The sequence below is a fragment of the Brooklawnia cerclae genome, from assembly GCF_011758645.1.
Classification (GTDB): domain Bacteria; phylum Actinomycetota; class Actinomycetes; order Propionibacteriales; family Propionibacteriaceae; genus Brooklawnia; species Brooklawnia cerclae.
Genome location: NZ_JAAMOZ010000001.1, coordinates 1025848 through 1044395, shown reverse-complemented (window position 1 = coordinate 1044395; position 18548 = coordinate 1025848). Strand labels below are relative to the sequence as shown.

At 70.2% G+C, this 18548-nt stretch carries 11 protein-coding genes; 4 read left to right on the top strand and 7 right to left on the bottom strand.

Translation table 11 applies throughout. The annotated features are described in order from the left end of the window. Positions 1 to 8: 8 nt before the first annotated feature. The 3 genes from nudC to FB473_RS05125 are packed head-to-tail and all read right to left on the bottom strand — an operon-like array spanning position 9 to position 7324. The gene (gene nudC, locus FB473_RS05135; protein ID WP_167165382.1) at positions 9 to 881 is read right to left on the bottom strand and encodes an NAD(+) diphosphatase; all 873 of its coding nucleotides are present in this window, start codon (positions 879 to 881) and stop codon (positions 9 to 11) included. A 9-nt stretch (positions 882 to 890) separates the two neighbouring features. After that, the gene (locus FB473_RS05130) at positions 891 to 4151 is read right to left on the bottom strand and encodes an ATP-dependent DNA helicase (protein ID WP_167165381.1); all 3261 of its coding nucleotides are present in this window, start codon (positions 4149 to 4151) and stop codon (positions 891 to 893) included. Next, entirely contained in the window at positions 4148 to 7324 is a 3177-nt protein-coding gene (locus tag FB473_RS05125) for an ATP-dependent helicase (RefSeq protein WP_167165380.1), read from the bottom strand. Before FB473_RS05125 ends, FB473_RS05130 begins: the two co-directional genes overlap by 4 nt. 267 nt (positions 7325 to 7591) lie before the next feature. On the opposite strand from FB473_RS05125, the gene FB473_RS05120 reads away from it, so the two are divergent. Further along, positions 7592 to 7798, top strand: a complete 207-nt coding sequence (locus FB473_RS05120; RefSeq protein ID WP_167165379.1) for a cold-shock protein — start codon at positions 7592 to 7594, stop codon at positions 7796 to 7798. A 114-nt stretch (positions 7799 to 7912) separates the two neighbouring features. After that, positions 7913 to 8152, top strand: coding sequence for a DUF3107 family protein (locus FB473_RS05115; protein ID WP_167165378.1), 240 nt, complete (start codon positions 7913 to 7915; stop codon positions 8150 to 8152). A gap of 74 nt (positions 8153 to 8226) precedes the next feature. On the opposite strand, the gene FB473_RS05110 is transcribed toward FB473_RS05115, so the two are convergent. After that, positions 8227 to 8898, bottom strand: a complete 672-nt coding sequence (locus FB473_RS05110; RefSeq protein WP_167165377.1) for a ferritin-like fold-containing protein — start codon at positions 8896 to 8898, stop codon at positions 8227 to 8229. A gap of 199 nt (positions 8899 to 9097) precedes the next feature. Between FB473_RS05110 and FB473_RS05105 the strand changes: the two genes are divergently transcribed. Both FB473_RS05105 and FB473_RS05100 read left to right on the top strand, forming a co-directional pair. Beyond that, the gene (locus FB473_RS05105; RefSeq protein WP_167165376.1) at positions 9098 to 10600 is read left to right on the top strand and encodes a DEAD/DEAH box helicase; all 1503 of its coding nucleotides are present in this window, start codon (positions 9098 to 9100) and stop codon (positions 10598 to 10600) included. Between the two features lie 47 nt (positions 10601 to 10647). After that, entirely contained in the window at positions 10648 to 11403 is a 756-nt protein-coding gene (locus FB473_RS05100) for an SDR family NAD(P)-dependent oxidoreductase (RefSeq protein ID WP_167165375.1), read from the top strand. A gap of 125 nt (positions 11404 to 11528) precedes the next feature. Here FB473_RS05100 and trpS read toward each other — a convergent pair whose 3' ends face one another. From trpS to FB473_RS05085, 3 genes are all read right to left on the bottom strand, one after another. Beyond that, positions 11529 to 12650, bottom strand: a complete 1122-nt coding sequence (gene trpS, locus FB473_RS05095) for a tryptophan--tRNA ligase (protein ID WP_167165374.1) — start codon at positions 12648 to 12650, stop codon at positions 11529 to 11531. Positions 12651 to 12740: 90 nt separating this feature from the next. Further along, positions 12741 to 13601 carry a PHP domain-containing protein gene (locus tag FB473_RS05090; protein ID WP_167165373.1) on the bottom strand — a complete coding sequence of 287 codons (861 nt, stop codon included), beginning with the start codon at positions 13599 to 13601 and terminating at the stop codon, positions 12741 to 12743. Positions 13602 to 13664: 63 nt separating this feature from the next. After that, positions 13665 to 18470: an NAD-glutamate dehydrogenase gene (locus FB473_RS05085; protein WP_167165372.1), complete on the bottom strand. Its 4806-nt coding sequence runs from the start codon at positions 18468 to 18470 to the stop codon at positions 13665 to 13667. Positions 18471 to 18548 lie beyond the last annotated feature (78 nt).

Sequence of the window (18548 nt, the reverse complement as noted above, 5' to 3'; positions counted from 1 at the left end):
GCGCGGCCTCATTCGGGCAGCGGCAGGCTGCCCGCGCGCCAGGCGTCCAGCACTCGCCGAGCGACCGATCCGGGCCCGGGCAAGGAGAGTTCCCCGTTTCCGACGGCTGTCTCGACGTCCTGCCTGCTGTACCAACCTCCCCATTCCAGTTCCTCGCCGTCGACCGTTCCCGCCGACCGGCTGCGCGCGACGTAGGCCAGCATCAGCGAGCGCGGGAACGGCCAGGGCTGTGATCCGAGGAAATGCAGCGAGTCGATGACCAGCGAGGCCTCCTCCGCGAGTTCGCGGTGGACGGCGTTCTCGGCGCTCTCTCCTGCCTCGACGAAGCCCGCCAGGATCGAGGCACGCCCGGCCGCCCATGTGCCCTGATGCGCGAGGAAGACCCGGTCGTCCGGGTCGAGCACCGCCACGATGACTGCGGGGTCGGTGCGCGGGAAGTGTTCCCGTCCGCACAGCAGGCACACGGCGGCGAACCCGCCCTTGGTGCGCCGCAGACCACCACCGCAACGCGAGCAGTAGCGCGCCGACTCGATCCAGTTGAGCACGGCCAGCCCCGCACTCACGACCTGGTACTGCAGACCCGACAGGGCGGGGTCGCGGATCGTCACCCCGTCGTCCAGGGGCTCGGCCCGGCGGGCGAACCACGGCACTCCCTCGGCCACCCCGAGAAAGGCGGTCCGATCGTCCAGATCGCCGTCGACGGGCACGCCGAACTCCTCGTCGCGGAAGCGTGACTCCCGATCGATGAGCAGGAGGCGCGTCCTCGGATCGCGCCAGGCCCGGGCGATGTCGTCCGGATCACGCTGGTCGCCGGCGTGGTCGAGGATCGGTGTGCTGTCCCAGGGGCTGAGGTCGATGCTCCGGTCGCGCTCGGTGATCATGCGTTGAGGCTAGCGCGGCTGGGATCCGGGCGAGCCGGGCGAACATGGCGCGAGACCCGTCACCAGCCGGGTGATCCCGGCGGTGTCCAGCAGCCCCTCCGGCCGCTCCAGTTCGTCGGAGATCACATGGTAGAAGGCGGCATCCACCCTGGACTCGGGGATGCCCAGGCTCTGGGCCCACGCCACCCGGTAGAGCGACAACTGGAGCGGGTCGGGAGACGACGTGGAGGTCTTCCAGTCGACGACCAGGTAGTCGAAGTCGGCGTCACTCGAAGTGAACACGGCATCGATGCGGCCTCGGATCTGCTGGTGGCCGACGACGAGGATGAACGGCTCCTCCACCGCCACGGGGACGCGGTCGGCGAACCGGCCGCGCTGGAACGCGCCCATCAGCCGGGCGAGTTGCAGGTCGGTCGCAGGCTCGTCCGGATCCTCGGGAGCATCGAAGTCGTCGTCATCGGTCAGGGACAACGGTCTGTTGAACCGGAGTTCGAGCCAGTGATGGAACCGCGTCCCCACCCCGGCCCTCGTGCTCACGGGCCGCGGCATCGGACGCATGAGTTGCGAGGCGAACGCCGCCGGGTCGCGGTGCGCCACCATGAGCGCGGACGCGGAGACCGACCTCGGCAACTCGACCGGCACGGCGCGCGCCCGACGGCGTCGCTCCTCGGCGACGAGACCCTCGGCGAGCTCGTGCCAGGCGGTCTGCCGCAGCGCGACGTCCAGCGACCGGCCGGTGCCGGGCTCCGGGGCGATCACGCTGTGACGCACCAGATCGGCCGCCTCCTGTTGGGCACGCCGCCGCTCCTCGTCGAGAGGCACCGGCCAGGTCTGCTCGGACAGGGCCGGCGGCGCGGGGTTCTCCGGCGGCGGATCCGACCAGGCGACCACCCCGCCGGCGAGCCGTGCGAGCCGTTCGAGCACCTCGAAGTAGGGAGAAGCAGGACGCACCCGCACCTCACCCGGACGCCAGTGGTGCGCGCTCGCGACCACCAGGTTGCGGGCACGCGTCACCGCCACGTAGGCCAACCGGTCCTCGGACTGTCGTTGCGCCGCTCGCAACGCGTCCGGGTAGACCTTCAACCCCTGGGTGGACAGGTCGTCCAGTTGCGGCACCCACTGCCGATCCCCTCGCAACGACGCGGGCAGGACGGCCGAGTTGGTCGTCCACTTGTCGTTCACCGTGTCGTTGGGAAACACGCGACCGACCAGGCTCGGCACGAACACGACGTCCCATTCGAGCCCCTTGGCCCGGTGAACGGTCATGAGTTTGACCGAGTCCTCGCTGGTGGGCAGCGCCTGATCGAGCCCGACGCCGTGCTCCAATTCGGCATCCAGCCAGGCCAGGAGCCCTCCCAGACTCCCGTCGCCATCGACGTCCACATACTCGGCGACCGCGTCGACGAAGCGGACCAGTTGGGCTCGTCGGTCGGCGCGGAACAATTCGGCATCGGCCTGGAGCTCAAGGCCCACCCCCAGAGCATCGATGACCCGGTGGGTGAGTTCCAACACCGGCTCGTCGCGATGCGCGCGCAACCCGCGGAGTTCGGCGCTGAAAGCCGCGAGCCGCCGCCTTCCCTCGGACGACAACGGCGCCTCCCCGGGATCGTCGATCGCGTCCATGAGACAGCTCAGCTCGCTGGTGTCGACAGTGGCGACGGCTCGACGCAACACGTCGTCGAGGCCGTTCCCGGCCTCGTCGGGAGTCGCACGGCCGGCCAGTTCACGAGCCCTGGTCCCCAGCACCGCGAGGTCCTGTTCCCCGATGCGCCACCTGGGCCCGGACAGCAGGCGCACGACTTCCGGGTTGGCGGTCACGTCGTCGATCACCGTCAGCGTCGCCACCACGTCGGCCACCTCCGGCAACCGCAGGAGCCCGCCGAGGCCGACGATCTCCACCGGGACGTCCCGGTCCGACAGCGCCCCGAACAGCGGCCCGATGTCGGCGTTGCGCCGGACGAGCACCGCGATCTGCGACCATGAGGCCGCCCGACCGGAATCGTGGGCCGCCGCGACACGGTCGGACACCCAGTCGACCTCCTGCGGCCAGGTGTCGAAGCAGGCGACCTGCAACTCACCGCCCCGCTTGCCCGCGGGAGCGTGCAGCATCTGGTCCACCGGGCGTCCGTCGGCCCCCACCGCCCGGAGACGCTCGTCGGCCCGTAGCGGCGCCGACAGTTCGTTCGCCGCCACGAGGATCGCCGGCCGGCTGCGCCGGTTGACGGTGAGCGCGTAGGCGGTCGCCGGTGTCCCGTCCCCGCGCGGGAAATCGTGGGCGAACTGCAGGATGTTGCTGGGCGCGGCACCGCGCCAACCGTAGATGGCCTGGAACGGGTCGCCGACCGCCGTCACGGGGTGTCCCCGCCCCGATAGAGCGTCCCGGCCCGAGAAGAGCCCGTGCAGCAGCCGCGCCTGCGCGGACGACGTGTCCTGGTACTCGTCCAGCAGGACGACGGCGAACTGCCCTCGCAAGGCTCTGGCGACTCCGGGAACCCGGTCGACCAGCGTGCAGGCGTTGGCCATCTGATCGGCGAACTCGACGGCACCGAGACGGCGTTTCATCTCCTGGTAGTCGTCGACGAGCCCCGCGAGTTCGTCGCGCTCCCCCGCCGCTGCCACGGCGTCGCGCACCGCGGCGGTCGGCCTGCCGCGATACAACGGCACGTCGGCCAGATCCTTGACCAGGGCGTCATCGAACTCGCGCAACTCCTGGGTGGAGACCAGGTGTGACCGCAGCTGGCCGTCGAGTCGCAGCACTCGTTCGACCACGGTCGGGGGCAGCACACGCGACAGGTACCGGAACGGCCCTCTCGCCTCCGCGACCACCGACGCGGCCAACCGATACCTGGTGGCGTCGGTGATCATCACCTGGTCGGTCTCCACACCCATCCGCAGTCCGTGCTCGCCCAGCACGCGCCCGGCGAACGCGTCGTAGGTCATGACCACCTGCCGACCGGATTCGTCCGGGCCGTCCGACCCCAGGATTCCCGCCGACTCGAGCGCGTTCTCGACCCTGGCCGACAGCTCGGCGGCCGCCTTCCGGGTGAACGTCAGCCCCAGCACCTGGGCGGGCTGCACCTGACCGGTGCCGACCAGCCACACGACGCGGGCTGCCATGACCGTCGTCTTGCCCGTGCCCGCACCCGCGATGATCACCCCCGGCTCCAGCGGTGCCGTGATGGCCGCCAACTGCTCGTCGCTGAAGGGGATGTCGAGCAGATCAGCAAGCCGCCCGGGGCTGTCGATCGCGACTGGGTGCCCCATGGTCATGCCAGTGTCCCTTCGGGCTGTGCCGGGCAGCCGATCTGGAACGCGCAGAAGCGGCACCTCGACTGCAGACGTGCCGGGAAGCGCTCCGAACGGACGGTGGCCGCCGCCTCCGCGAGATGGTCGTGCACCCAGGTCGGGCCCGGGCCGGCTGCGTCCTCCAGCACCGGATGGTCGTCCAACGACGGCTGCAGCATCACTTTCGGATACCCACCCGCGTCCTCGATGCGCAGATAGACCAGTTCGGCATCGGCGAGCCCCCGTAGACCGCCGCTGAGTTCGTCGAACGCCCCCAGGCTGCCTGCCAGCTGGTAGACACCGAGCTGATCCATGCCCGCCACCTGGGCCCGGGTCGGGGCACTGCGGCCGGTCTTGAAGTCCACGATGCGAAGCCTGTCATCGGCGTCCACCTCCAGGCGATCGACGGTGCCGACGATCATCACGTCATGGCCACCGACGACCACGGGCACCTCGAACGGCACCTCGACGCCGAGAATCCGCCGGTGGTCGTTGGACGATGCCCAGGCCGCGAACCTCTCCAGCGCGGCCAGCGCCGCCGATCGCTCCGACGCGGACAGCCAGGCGGCGTCGAAGCTGATCTCCCCCCAGACGTCGTCGAGCCGCTCGATCAGGGTTCTCACATCGACGCCCGATGTCAGGGCGTACTGCGCGAGTGCGTGGACGACCGTGCCGAGCGTGGCCGACGAGCGCGGCGACTGATCGGCTCGTGCCCGGTGCTGCAGGAACCACATGCGCGGGCATGCCCGCAGTTGTTCCACCTCGCTGCCGGTCAGGCGTACGGGACGATCCCGCGGTGCGAGCGGAACTCGCCCCCGGGTGTAGTCGCGCAATCCCCACCAGTGGTCGGGATCGGCTCCCGGCGCCAGCGGACGCCCGGAGTCGTCGTTCTGCGACGTCAGCCATCCCAGCTCCCCGGCCGCGGCCTCGCGTACGTCGGACGAGGCCGACTGATCCGCGGCGACGCGGCGCAACTCCGCGATCAGGCCGTCGATCGTCGTCGGGCCCCCGACGGGACGGCCCTGCTCGACCGGCACCCCCAACTCGGTGAGGAACCGGGAGGGCCCGCCGCCCTCCCCGCTCACGCCGGTGACCGCCGTGGCGACGAGCCGCTCGCGCGCACGGCTCACGGCCAGCAGGAAGGCACGCCGCTCGTCGGCCAGCCGCTCGGCGTAGGTCGGCGGCGGCTGCGGCCCGTCGGCCGCCAGCTGCTCAGGCTGCAACAGACTCGCCGGCGCCCCCGCACGCGGCCATGCGCCCTCCTCCAGGCCCACGAGCACGACCAGCCGCCATTCCAGGCCCTTGGCCCGATGCACGGTCAGCAGGTCTACAGCCGAGGCCTGTCGCCCGGTCTCGCGGGCCGTGTCACCGGGGATCTGCTGCCCCTCGACCTCGGCGAGCAGAAGGCGCATCCCCTTGTCACCAACGAGTTCGGTGCTGCGTCCGGCGACGTCGAACAGCGCGAGCACCGCGTCCAGATCCCGGTGGGCGCGCTGGGCACCGTCTCCTCCGCCCAGAGCGGCGGCGCGCAGCCGGGCCGGCCACGGGGTTCCCGACCAGGCCCGCCACAGCAGCGTCGCGGAATCGGCGCCGCGCGTCAGGAGCCGGGAGAGGTCGGTCAGCAGCCCACGCAGGCGCACGAGGCCGGTCAACTCGACCGACAGATCCGCGTCCTCGTCGCTGACGAGCACCCCCGTCTGCAGTTCGGAGGCCATCAGCACGTCCGACGGCGCCGGGGCGAACCGGTCGTCCCGCTCGACCGCCCGCCGCCTCAGCTCGCGGCCCAGCCGCCGCAGCCCGAGAGCGTCCAGCCCACCGATCGGTGACCTCAGCAGCCGCGTCGCCCGCGCAGGCGAGATGGGCTCCCCCTGGGAGAGCCCGAGCGCCGTGGTGAGGACGCCGAGCAGGTGCCTCACCGCAACCTCCTCGCTCAGCGCGATCTCGTCCCCGGCGACCCGCACGGGAATGCCGTTCGCCGCCAGCCGCCGGGCGAGGCCGGAGACCGCTCCCCGCCCCGACCGGGTGATGACGGCCATCTGCGACCAGTCGATGCCCTCGGAGAGATTCGCCCGCCTCAACTCGGCCGCGACCCAGTCCGCCTGCTGACCGGCATCGGGCAGGACGACCGCCCGTACACCGGGGTTCTGCGCGTCGACCGACAGACCCGGAGCGCGTGCGGCCCCGCGGCTGGGGACGCGTGCGGACACGGACATGACCGCCGAGACGATTCCGGGGACGCTGCGCAGGTTGTCGTCGAGCCGCAGCACGAGGGCCTTGCGATCCGGTGCATCGAAGCGCTGCCCGAAGTCGGCCACCGCGCGCGGGTCGGCGCCACGGAAGCCGAAGACGCTCGTGTCGGGGTCGGCGAACCCGACCACGGTGCACCCGGCGTCGTGCGCGTCGGCGAGCAGGTTGATCATCCCCGGGTCGAGTTCGGCGAACTCGTCGCACAGGACGATCGGTGCCTCCTCGGCCAGCCGCGAGCGCACCGCGGCAACGGTGAGCAGCAAGCGGGTGCGGTGGACGAGTTCGGCGTAGTCGATGACGCCCTCGGCATCGAGCACGTCGAGATACTCGTCGAAGAACCGGGCGGCCCCCACCCACTCGGGACGCGTCGCGGCCGTGCCCGCGCGTCTCATCCCTAAGGGATCGAGACCCAGCTGCCGGGCCCGCGCGAGCATCTGGCGCACCTCCCTGGCGAAGGCCCTCGTCCCCAGTGCCGGGCGCACCTGGGACGGCCAGATCGTGGGATCCGCCCCGTCGAGCAGCTCGCGGACGCGGAACTCCTGCTCCGGAGCCGTCAACAGCCTCGCGGGCGCGGAGGGATCGCCGAACCGTCGCTGCAACCCCTGGCACCAGCCGTGCACGGTCGTCACCTGCAGACCACGCTGCGTCACCCCGACCGCCGCCACTATGCGCGCTCGCAGCTGCTGGGCCGCCGGTCGTGAACCGGTCAGCACCGCCATCCGCGAGAGCGGAACCCCGGCACGCACCCTGTCGAGCACCGTGGCCACCAGTGCCGTCGTCTTCCCCGTCCCGGGCCCGCCCACCGCCATGACGGCCGCCCCCTGATGCCCCGCGGCCTCGACGACAGCGTCCTGGATCGGCGTGAGTGGCCGTGGCTCGACCGGAAACTTCGCAGCGACAAGCCCGGTCATTGATGAAGTCGTGGCCTGTTCACTCGTCCCCAGCACCATCCGGCCCACCGCGCCACGTCCGCTCACGATCACAATGCAATCACGGACCACCGACAATTCCACTGGCCGCACTGACAATCGCCCCGTGGTTGTGGAAGAGTGGTAGTGCTGCCGCAAGGCCAGGACGCAGCAATACCCGAGCTGTTCCCGTTCTTGCTCCATCCCCCAGGGGCTGGGACGGCAGGGGGCCGCGCGGTGCGACCCCGGAAAGATGCAATAGGAGATCACATGGCGCAGGGAACCGTCAAATGGTTCAATGCCGAGAAGGGCTACGGCTTCATCGCCGTTGAGGGATCGAATGACGACGTCTTCGTCCATTACACGGCCATCGAGGCCTCCGGCTTCCGTTCCCTCGAAGAGGGGCAGAAGGTGGAGTTCGACATCACCCAGGGCCCCAAGGGCAAGCAGGCGGATGCCGTTCGGGTGATCGGCTGATCACCTCTTCGTCGCTTCAACCTCGGGGCCGCACCGTCATGGTGCGGCCCCGTCCGCATATCCTGACCGTTTCGCGGGCCGCGGCCTTCGCAACCGTCGGGTACCTTTGAGCCCGTGGAGATCAGGATTGGCGTACAGAACATTGGACGCGAGCTCACCGTTGAAACCGACAAGAACGCCGCTCAGCTCGAGAAGGGGCTGCGCGAGGCGTTGGCGACCGAGGACGGCCTGTTCGTGGTCGAGGCCACCAAGGGCCGCAAACTGCTGATTCCGGCCGATCAGATCGGCTACGTCGATCTCGGTCAGGAGCTCACCCATCCCGTGGGCTTCGGCTTCGGCTCCGACGAGGCCTGAGGGCTCTTCCGGGTCAGGCCCGGCGTGCTCTCCGTGGCTCCCGCCGGCCTGCCCCAGAAGGATCCGCCGGGCCCTCAGGAACGCAGCCCCAGTTGGGCGAGTCTGGCCGATGTGGCGACCAGCACGTCGTCCAGGCATGCGATAGACCGTGCGAGGGGATCGTCGACCCCGCCGGACGGAGTCTGCCCCGCGGCCAGCGCACGTAGTCCCGTGTCTCGGACGAGCAGTCGCTGCCCCGCGGCCGCGGCCTCGCCCAGCACGCGCCGGGAGTAGTTCGACAATTCGTCCAGCCCGTGGATCATGCCGGTGACACCCTCCAGCACTCCGGCGCTGCCGTAGTCCATGGCCCGCCACGTGCCCGGAGTCAGCGCGAGGACCTCCCGCGCGGCCTCGTCCAGCCCGTCGGCCACACGCTGGACGATCTCGAGTTCCATGCCGGTCACGGCCACGAGCCGCACCATCGCCTCCCCGCGGACGCGGGGCTGGGTGAGCCGGATGAACTCGTCCACCGGGCTGATGACGGGCTGCATCGCCGCCAGCACGCCCGGCACGCCGCCGGGGATCGCCTCCGACAGGCGTGCGTACCGCGCCAGCTGATCGGCGGCGACCCGGCCCACGGGCAATCGCTCGGTCAGGTCCGTCTCGCCGGCGGAGCGGCGCATCAACTCCTCCGCCGAGCACAGGTTGACGTAGGCCAGCAGGGCAAGCAGCGAAGTCCCCGGATCTTGAGGCGGTTCGGTGGTCACATCTTCAGGCTAACCGGGCAAACCCAGCGCTGGCTCGCGGCGCCACCAGCGCCTTCGCCTGAAAGTGGTCGTCGGCGGCTAAACTGGCTGGTGGCGCGTCCGAGCGCCCCGCGCAACGTCTCGTGCATTGTGTGGCTCCCGTGCCGGGTCGAAGGCCTGGCCGACCAAACTGCCGCCCCCGGCGGGTGAAAGACAGCACATGACTCAAACCGACTTCCCGGCCGGTCACACCCAGACCGATGCCACCACGACCTTCGCCGACCTCGGGGTGGCCGAGCCCATCATCCGGGCGCTTGCCGACGAGGGCATCACCCATCCGTTCCCGATCCAGGAACTGGCCATCCCGATCGCGCTCACGGGCGCCGACCTGATCGGTCAGGCCCGCACCGGCACGGGCAAGACACTCGCCTTCGGCACCCCGCTGCTGCAGCGCCTCGTCCTTCCCTCCAGCGACGACTTCGACGAGTTCGACCACTACGGCAAGCCCCAGGCCCTCGTCCTGGCGCCCACCCGCGAGCTGGCACTCCAGGTGTCCACGGACCTCACCGTGGCCGCGCGGCATCTGGGCGCCCGCATCATCACGATCTACGGCGGCGTCGGGTACGACGAGCAGCTGGACGCGTTGCGTGAGGGCGTGGAGGTCGTCGTGGGCACGCCCGGTCGTCTGCTCGACCTGGCGCATCGCCATGCGCTCGATCTGTCGGCCGTGCGGGTGATGGTGCTGGACGAGGCCGACGAGATGCTCGACCTGGGCTTCCTCCCGGACGTCGAGCGGCTTTCGGGCATGACGCCCGGCGATCGGCAGACCCTGATGTTCAGCGCCACGATGCCCGCCCAGATCGTGGCCCTGGCCCGCTCCAGCCTGCGCCAGCCGGTTCATGTGCGCGCCGAGGGCCAGGACGCCCAGGCCACGGTCCCCGACACGACCCAGTACATCTACCAGGCTCACGAGCTGGACAAGCCCGAGATCATCGGCAAGCTCCTCCAGTCGCCGGCCACCGAGAAGGTCATGGTCTTCACCCGGACGAAGCGTTCGGCCCAACGTCTGGCCGACGAGCTCGTCGACCGGGGTTTCGCGGCCGGATCGATCCACGGGGACCTCAACCAGGCCCAGCGCGAGAAGACGCTGAAGCGATTCCGCCGGGGTGAGACGAAGGTGCTGGTGGCCACGGACGTGGCCGCACGTGGCATCGACGTCTCGGGGGTCAGCCACGTCGTGAACTACGAGGTTCCCGACGACCCGCAGCAGTACGTCCATCGCATCGGCCGCACCGGTCGCGCCGGGAACCTCGGCGTCGCGGTGACGCTCGTCGACTGGCAGGACATCACCCGCTGGAAGGTGATCAACAAGTCGCTCGGCCTCGAGTTCAACGAACCGGCCGAGACCTACTCCACCAGCCCGCATCTGCTGGCCGACCTGCAGATTCCCGAAGGGACGACCGGACGCTTGCCCGGGGCCGTCCCCCATCATGACGACAAGCACCACGGTGACCACAAGCATGATGCCCACAAGGGCAAGCATGGCGACAAGCACCACGGCGACGACAAGCACCACGGCGACAAGGAGCGCGGACCGCGCGACGACGGATCGGCCGACCGACCGCGACGCAAGCGCGTCCGCCGCCGCAACGGTGAGGTCGTCGAGCCCGCGGCCCACGAGACCGGCGGGCACCCCGTCGCCCAGCAGGGACCGGAGGCCTGACGCACGGGCCCCGGACGACGGTCACACGCGCCTGCGAGAATGCGTCCATGACTGATTTCAGCAACAAGCGCGTACTCGTGACCGGCGGCGGCGTCGGCATCGGTCTCGGGATCGTCCGTGCGTTCGCCGAGCGCGGGGCCAAGGTGGCCTTCACCTGGCTCACCCACGAGCCCGAGGCCTCCGTCATCGACGAGCTCCGAAGCCTCAGCGGCAGCGAGCCGCTGGCGCTTCAGCTCGACGCCACCGACGAGGCCCAGGTGAACGCCGTCGTCGCACAGGTGGCGAAGGAGTTCGGCGGGCTCGACATCCTGGTCAACAACGCCGGCGGGATGGTGCAGCGTGCTTCGCTCGCCGACCTCACGGCCGAGTTGTGGCACAAGGTGCAGGACGTCAACATGACGAGCACGTTCCTGGTCAGCAAGGCGGTGCTGCCGGTGATCGCCGACGGCGGCAGCATCGTCAACGTGGCGTCCCTGGCGGGCGAGAACGGTGGTGGGGCCGGGTCCGTCGCGTACGCGACCTCGAAGGCCGCGTCGATCGGCTTCACGAAGGCTCTGGCCAAGGATCTTGCTCCCCGGCAGATCCGGGTGAACGCGGTGGCGCCCGGCCTGATCCTCGACACCCCGTTCCACGAACTGTTCAACACCCCCGAGGGGCGCGCCGCGGCGATCGAGGGCATCGCCCTGAAGAAGCCCGGTCATCCGGCGGACGTCGCCGGGCCAGTGCTGTCGCTCTGCTCCGACGAATGGGGCTTCGTGACCGGCGCGACGATCGACATCAACGGCGGCCAGTACTTCAGCTGATCGCGGCTCCGCAGCCGATCTGCGTGCAACGACCCCCTGGGCATCCCCGCCCCAGGGGGTCGTCCCTGCTCGGGCTCGGCATGCCTCGCCCGAAGGTCAGTGAACCGCCATCAGCACATGAGTGCTCAATACACCATCTGCATGGCGGTGCGCACCTCGGTCAGAGTGGCGTCGGCCACTTCGTTGGCTCGTTCGATGCCTCTCATCAACACCTCACGCAGGTATCCCTGATCGCCGACGATCTGCGACCTTCGTTCCCTTATCGGGGCGAACTTCTCGTTGACAGCGGCGGTCACCAGTTTCTTGAGCCCGCCGCCCCCGCCGTCGCCGATCTCCTCGGCGATCGACTCCGGGGTGCGATCGAGGCACAGGGCCGCGAGATTGACCAGATTGCTCACCTCGGGCCGGCTCACCGGATCGTAGGTGATGTGACGATCCGAGTCGGTGACAGCCCTCTTGATCAGCTTGGCCGTCTCGTCGGCGGTCATGCCGATCTCGATCGTGTTGCCGCGGGACTTGCTCATCTTCGTCCCGTCGAGCCCGAGGATGAGCGCGCCGGACGACAGCAGGGCCTCGGGCTGCGGGAAGACGGGCTTGTCCGAGTCGGCACGCCCGTACCTCTCGTCGAACCGGCGTGCCACTGCCCGGGTCTGTTCCAGATGCGGCAGCTGGTCCTTGCCGACGGGCACGAGGTTGGCCTTGCAGAACAGGATGTCGGCGGCCTGGTGCACAGGGTAGGTGAGCATGAGTCCCGACATCGGACGATCGCCTGTCGCCTCGAGCTCGCTCTTCACGGTCGGGTTGCGCCGCAGTTCGGCGTCGGTGACCAGGGACAGGAACGGCAGGAGCAACTGGTTGAGCGCAGGCACCGCGCTGTGCGCGAAGATCACCGAACGCTGCGGGTCGATGCCGACGGCCAGATAGTTGGCGACCGCCGAGTACACACGCTCGCGGATGGCCCCGACGCCGTCACGGTCGGTGATCACCTGGTAGTCGGCGATCAGCACCCAGGAGTCGACTCCGAGATCCTGCAGCTTGACCCGGTTGGCCAGCGAGCCGAAGTAGTGGCCGATGTGCAGTTCGCCCGTGGGCCGGTCGCCCGTCAGCATGCGATAGCGCTCGGGATGGACGGCCAGATCTGCCTCGATCGCCACGCTGCGCCGCTCGCTCGCACGCAGCGACGCCTCCGATGTCGACTCGCTCAGCGCATCGCCCTGGTCGTCGTCGGCCACCTGGGCCTGTGTCATCGTCGCACTCCTCGTCCTCGGTCGGCCACACCGACCGGTCGTCGTCCCGCCGACTGCGCCGGCCAGCCCTGACAGCTTAGCGATTCCCGCTCACACGGGGGCGAGGCCTCCGTGTGAGCGGATCCGACGCAGGAGTTCGCGGTAGGCCGATTCCCTGGCCGTGGCCACGCCCAGCGGATGGTCGACCTTTCCCGAGCCGTGGTAGTCGCTTCCGCCGGTGCGCACCAGTCCCAGGCGAGCTCCGATGCGGTGGTAGAGGTCACGGGTCGACGCGTCGTGCAACGGGTAGTCCACCTCGATCCCGTCCAGGCCGTGCTCGGACGTCAACCCGGCGATCACGTCGCCCGTCAATGCCTCGGCCATCTCCCGGATTCCCGGGTGGGCCAGCACCGCCGCACCCCCTGCCTCATGAATGAGGTCGATGCCCCTGCCGAGATCCACCATGGAGCGGGGGACGTAGGCCGGGCCGGTGCGGTCGAGATACTTCGCGAACGCCTCGTCCCTGTTGGCCACATAGCCACGAGCGACCATCGCATCGGCGACATGGGGGCGGCCGACGGTGACGTTGGCCGATTTCCTCTGCGCCATGACCTCGGACAGGTCCAACGGCAGCCCGAGGGCCGCCAGCCTGGTCAGCATCGCCGGCAGCCTCTGCTCGCGCGATGCCCTGCCCCTCGCCAGCTCCTCGTTGAACGCCTCGTCATGCTGCCCGATGCCGTAACCGAGCAGGTGCACTTCCGCTCCTCGCAGCTGGGTGCTCACCTCCACCCCGGCCAGAACCTTGACACCCACGCGCCGGCCCGCCTCGGCCGCCTCGTCCAACCCGAGCAGGGTGTCGTGGTCGGTGAGCGCGATGACGTCCAGTCCGGCCGCCTGGGCCTTCAGGACGAGCCGCGTCGGGGTGTCGGTTCCGTCGGACACCGAGGAATGTGTGTGCAGGTCGATCCGCATGCCTCCATACTCCCGCACGTGCTCCCGGCGCGACAGGGACTCGGCGCCTGACGCGCCGTCCGGTCAGCGTCCCAGAAGTGCGCGCAGGCTGCCCGCCGCCACCGACACACGGGCCAGGTCCACCTGCCCGGCACTCGCCTCGTCCATGAGGGTCCGCTGGTCCCGCGCCCGCGGATGCGCCTCCCACCAGGTGTCCACGATCCGGTCGGCGTCCGCCCCGGGATCGTTGCACGCGGTGAGAGCAGCCGCGGTGACCGTCTCCTGTGCGTTGATGAGTTCGTCCCGGATGGCCGCGCGCGCCATGATCTCCCACCGGCCGTTCCTCGGCAGACCCTCGGCCGCCCGCAGGGTCTCGTCGATGCCGAGCCCGGCGCCGAGGCGGTAGTACACCTCGGCCGTGGTGGCCACGTCGCGCCCGCACCGGGAGGCGACGCGGACGATCGGCAGCGCCAGGTGCGCGTCCGGCCAGGCGGACAGGCGCCCCGCCAGCTCGGCGGGAACCCCCTCGGCGGCAAGCTCGGACGCGGCCGAGGCGTGCCGCTCCCCCATGAGCCGGGGCAGGTATTTCATCGCCTCGCGCACACCGGGCTTGAGTTCGCCCACGACCCGGTCGATGTCGAAGTCGGCGCCCTGCTCGTGCAGCAGCCAGCGCGTGCCCCGCTCGACGACGTCGCGGATCCGCACCCGCAGGGTGGTCTTCACGGCCGCGGGCAGGTCGGACTTCGCAGTGCGGGTCTCGAGCCAGCCGGCGTCCAGCAGGTTACGTGCCGCGAGCTGTGCCCGGACGACGTCGGCGGCCCCCGCCCCGGTCTCCGCCCCGAGCCTGTGCGCCGCGACGATGCCCTGCGAGTCGACGAACCGGTTGACGGCGACCGTCGTGATGATCTGACGCGCCAGAGGATGCGACGGCATGCGGTCGGCGAACCGCTCGCGCAGCGGCGACGGGAAGTACTTGACGAGACGATCGGCCAGGTACGGGTCGTCGGGCAGATCGGAGGCGAGCAGCTCATCGGCCAGGGCGATCTTCGCCGTCGCCAGCAGCGTGCAGAGTTCGGGAGCCACCAGCCCCCGGCCGGCAGCCGTGCGCTCGGAGATCTCGGCCGTGCTCGGCAGACCGTCCAGCGCGCGATGCACGTATCCGGCGACTTCGAGTGAAGCCATCAGGTCCTCGTGGTAGCCGATGCATTCCGGAGCGTCGTACAACGCGTCGGCCAGCGCCCGGTTCTGCCCGACGTTCTGGTCGAGGACGAGCCGGGTCACCTCGTCGGTCATCCGGCGCAGCAGGTCGTTGCGATCGTCCGGGGCCAGCCTGCCCCCGGCCACCTCGGCATCGAGGAGGATCTTGATGTTCACCTCGTAGTCCGAGGTGCTCACGCCCGCCGAGTTGTCGATGAAGTCGGTGTTGATGCGCCCGCCGGCCCGGGCGTACTCGACGCGGGCGGCCTGCGTCCACCCCAGGTTCCCGCCCTCGACGACCGCCTTGGCCCGCACCTGGTTCGCGTCCACCCGGACGGCGTCGTTGGCGCGATCACCGGCCGCCGAATGCGGTTGCGTGCCGGCCTTCACCCAGGTGCCGATGCCGCCGTTCCACATGAGGTCGACCGGGGCGCGCAGAATCGCCTGAATCACCTGGTTCGGCGTCAGTTCGGTGATCTCGGGCCCGAGGCCCAGTGCCTCGCGCACCTGCCCCGACATCGGGATCGACTTGACCCTGCGTCCGTACACCCCGCCACCGGCGCTGATCGCCTCGCGGCGATAGTCGTCCCAGCTCGACCGGTCGAGTTGGAACAGCCGTTCCCGTTCGGCATAGGACGTCTCGGGATCGGGATTCGGGTCGAGGAAGATGTGCCGATGGTCGAACGCTGCCACCAGGCGCGTGTGACGCGACAGCAGCATGCCGTTGCCGAAGACGTCGCCCGACATGTCGCCGATGCCCACGCAGGTGAACTCCTGCGTCTGGCAGTCGGTCCCCATCTCCGCGAAGTGCCTGATGGCCGACACCCACGCGCCACGCGCCGTGATGCCCATCACCTTGTGGTCGTAGCCCTCCGAGCCGCCGGACGCAAAGGCGTCGCCGAGCCAGAAGCCGCGTTCGTGGGAAATCCGGTTGGCCAGGTCGCTGAAGCTCGCGGTGCCCTTGTCCGCGGCCACCACCAGGTACGGATCGTCGCCATCGAGGGCCACCACGTTCGCCGGACGCACCGTCCGACCACCCCGCAGGTCGTCGGTCACGCTGAGCAGAGCCCGGATGAACGCGGCGTAGCCGGCCCGTCCCTCGGCCTCGCGCGCGGGGCCGTCGAGACCTGCCAGCCGGAGCGGATGGAATCCGCCCTTGGCTCCGACGGGCACGATGATCGCGTTCTTGACCATCTGCGCCTTGACCAGCCCCATCACCTCGGTGCGGTAGTCCTCGGCACGGTCCGACCACCGGATGCCGCAGCGCGCGACCCTGCCGTAACGCAGGTGGACGCCCTCCACCTGCGGCGAGCAGACGAATATCTCGTGCTCGGGCTGTGGCGTGGTCACGAAGTCGAGGGCTCCCGGGTCGAGCTTCAGGGCCAGTGCCCCGCGTCCGGGACGCGGTGTGCCGCTGGGCAGCGTGCTGTTGTCGAGGGCGTAGTAGTTCGTCCGGACGGTGGCCCCGATGACGCCGAGGAACTGCCGCAGGATCCTGTCCTCGTCGAGCGCGGTCACGTCGTCCAGAGCGGTGAGCACCTCGGCGCGCAGCCGCTCGACGGCATCCTGGCGGGCCTCGTCGCCGGGAGCGCGCGGGTCGAACCTGGCTTCGAACAGCGCGACCAGTCTGCGCGCGATCCGGCGCTGGCGATGCAGCGCCTGGGCGATGTAGGGCTGCGAGTAGGTGGTCCCGACCTGCCGCAGATAACGGGAGACAGCCCGGAGCACCGACACCTGCTGCCAGGTGAGCCCGGCATCGGTGATGAGGCGGTTGAGCCCGTCGGGCTCACTCAGGCCGACGAAGCTCGCCGCCAGGGCGGTGACGAACCGGGCCTTCTCCTCCTCCGGCCAGCCGTCCAGCCGCTCCGGGACGTCCGGCAGGTGCAGGCCGAAGTCGTAGACGTGGGCCGGGGTGCCCCTCAACTCGATGTCGAACGGACGCTCGTCGACGACGTCGACTCCCAGGCTCGACAGGTGGGGCAACACCTGCGACAGCACCATCTCGGAGCCCACCCGCAGGATCTTCAGGCGCACGTCGACACCGTTCTCGGGCGCCTCGGGGGTGTAGAGGGTCTGCGCCATGTCGTCCGGGCCGCCGACCCGGTCGAGGGCGAGAAGGTCGTCGATCGCCTCGGCCGGCGAGTACGCCTGCCTGTAGGCCTCCGACCACTCGACACCACGACGCGAACTGTCCAGGTGCTCGGCGAGGTCGATGAACCGCTCCTCCCAGTCGCGGGTCGCCTCCGCGATCGCCGGGCGCAACTCGTCGGGATCGAGGAGCGGCAGTTCGACCCCGGACGGCATCTTCAGGGTGACGTAGAGCCTTGCCAAGGTCGATTCCGACACCTGGACGCTCCACTGCGACGACTCCGCACCGGTGGCCTGGGTGAGCAGCCCGAGGATCCGCTGGCGCACCGCGGTGTTGTACCGCTCGCGTGGGAAGTAGATGAGCGCCGTCAGGAACCGGCCCCAGGCGGCACGCCGGAAGAAGCTCAGGACGCCCCGCTGGTTCTCCAACTCCGCCACCTCGGCGATGATCGGTGTCAGCTCGGCGACGTCGGCCTGGAGGAGTTCGGTGCGCGGATGGGCCTCGATGGCGGCGGCGACCGCTCGTCCGCCGTAGGAGTCGGGGTCGTATCCGATGGCGGACGCGATGCGGTCCGCCTTGTCACGCAGCACCGGGATGCGCCACACGGGCTCGGCGAGCGCCGCCTGGGTGAACAACCCCAGGATGCGGCGCTCGAACCGTCGTCCCTGGTCGTCGTGGAGCCACAGACCGAGATAGTCGGGATGGTTCGCCCGGCGCACGCGCGAGCGCTCGGAGTCCTTGGTGATCACCAGCAGGGTCCCGGGATCGACGGATGCGCCGAATGCCGCGGACGCCCGCTCGTCGTCGCGTAGCGTGCCCAGCCCGCCGGGCCGCGGACGGAACCGCTGACCGGCTTCGCCGCCCCTGTCGACCACGTCGAAGTCACGCAACCCCAGCAGGACGAACCGGTCGTCGCTGAGCCAACGCAGCATCTCGGCCACCCCGGCGGCCTCCGGGTGCCCGCTCCTCGCGGCCAGTTCGGCCCCTTCGAGGACCAGGCGGCGCATCTCGGGGAAGTCCGCGGTCACGGCGTCCAGATCGGCCAGGCTCGCCGCGACGGCCCGGGCCAACGCGGGCATTGCACGGTCGGCGGAAGCGCCCAGCGGCGGGTAGAGCTCCATCCAGATCCACGACTCGGCGATCACGCGGCCACCGGGGGCTCCCGGCTCGACGAGCGCACCCTGGGGATCGCGGACGACGTGGAGCTGCGGATGGACGAGTTCGCGCAACGCCCATCCCTGTTCCTCCACGGCCAGAGTGACCGTGTCGACGAGCCACGCCTTGTCGTCGGCGACCAGCGCGAGCACGGTGTGCCCGTCGGCGTCCCAGCCGTCGTGCTGCGGGTCGGGGGTGAACAGCTCGAAGGGCGAGGTGCCGGGTGGACGCATGCGTCCCAGCCCCACGTGCCGGAGCACACCCGCCGCGATCTGTGCGGCCGGACGCCTCAGCAGCGGCGAGGCGTCCGCGTGCCGGAAGTAGTTCCCGCAGAACTCACCGAGGCGCTGTGCCCCGGCCATGTCCGGCACCTGTTCAGCCAGTATCCCGGCGATCTCGCGATGCAACTGTTCGCGGGCATTCCGTGATGCACCGACGTCCTCACTCATACCCAACGCACCCCTGCATCCACACGTCACCGCACTTGTCGGACCGCGTCCCCGGGACCGGTCTCGTGCCGGAGACAG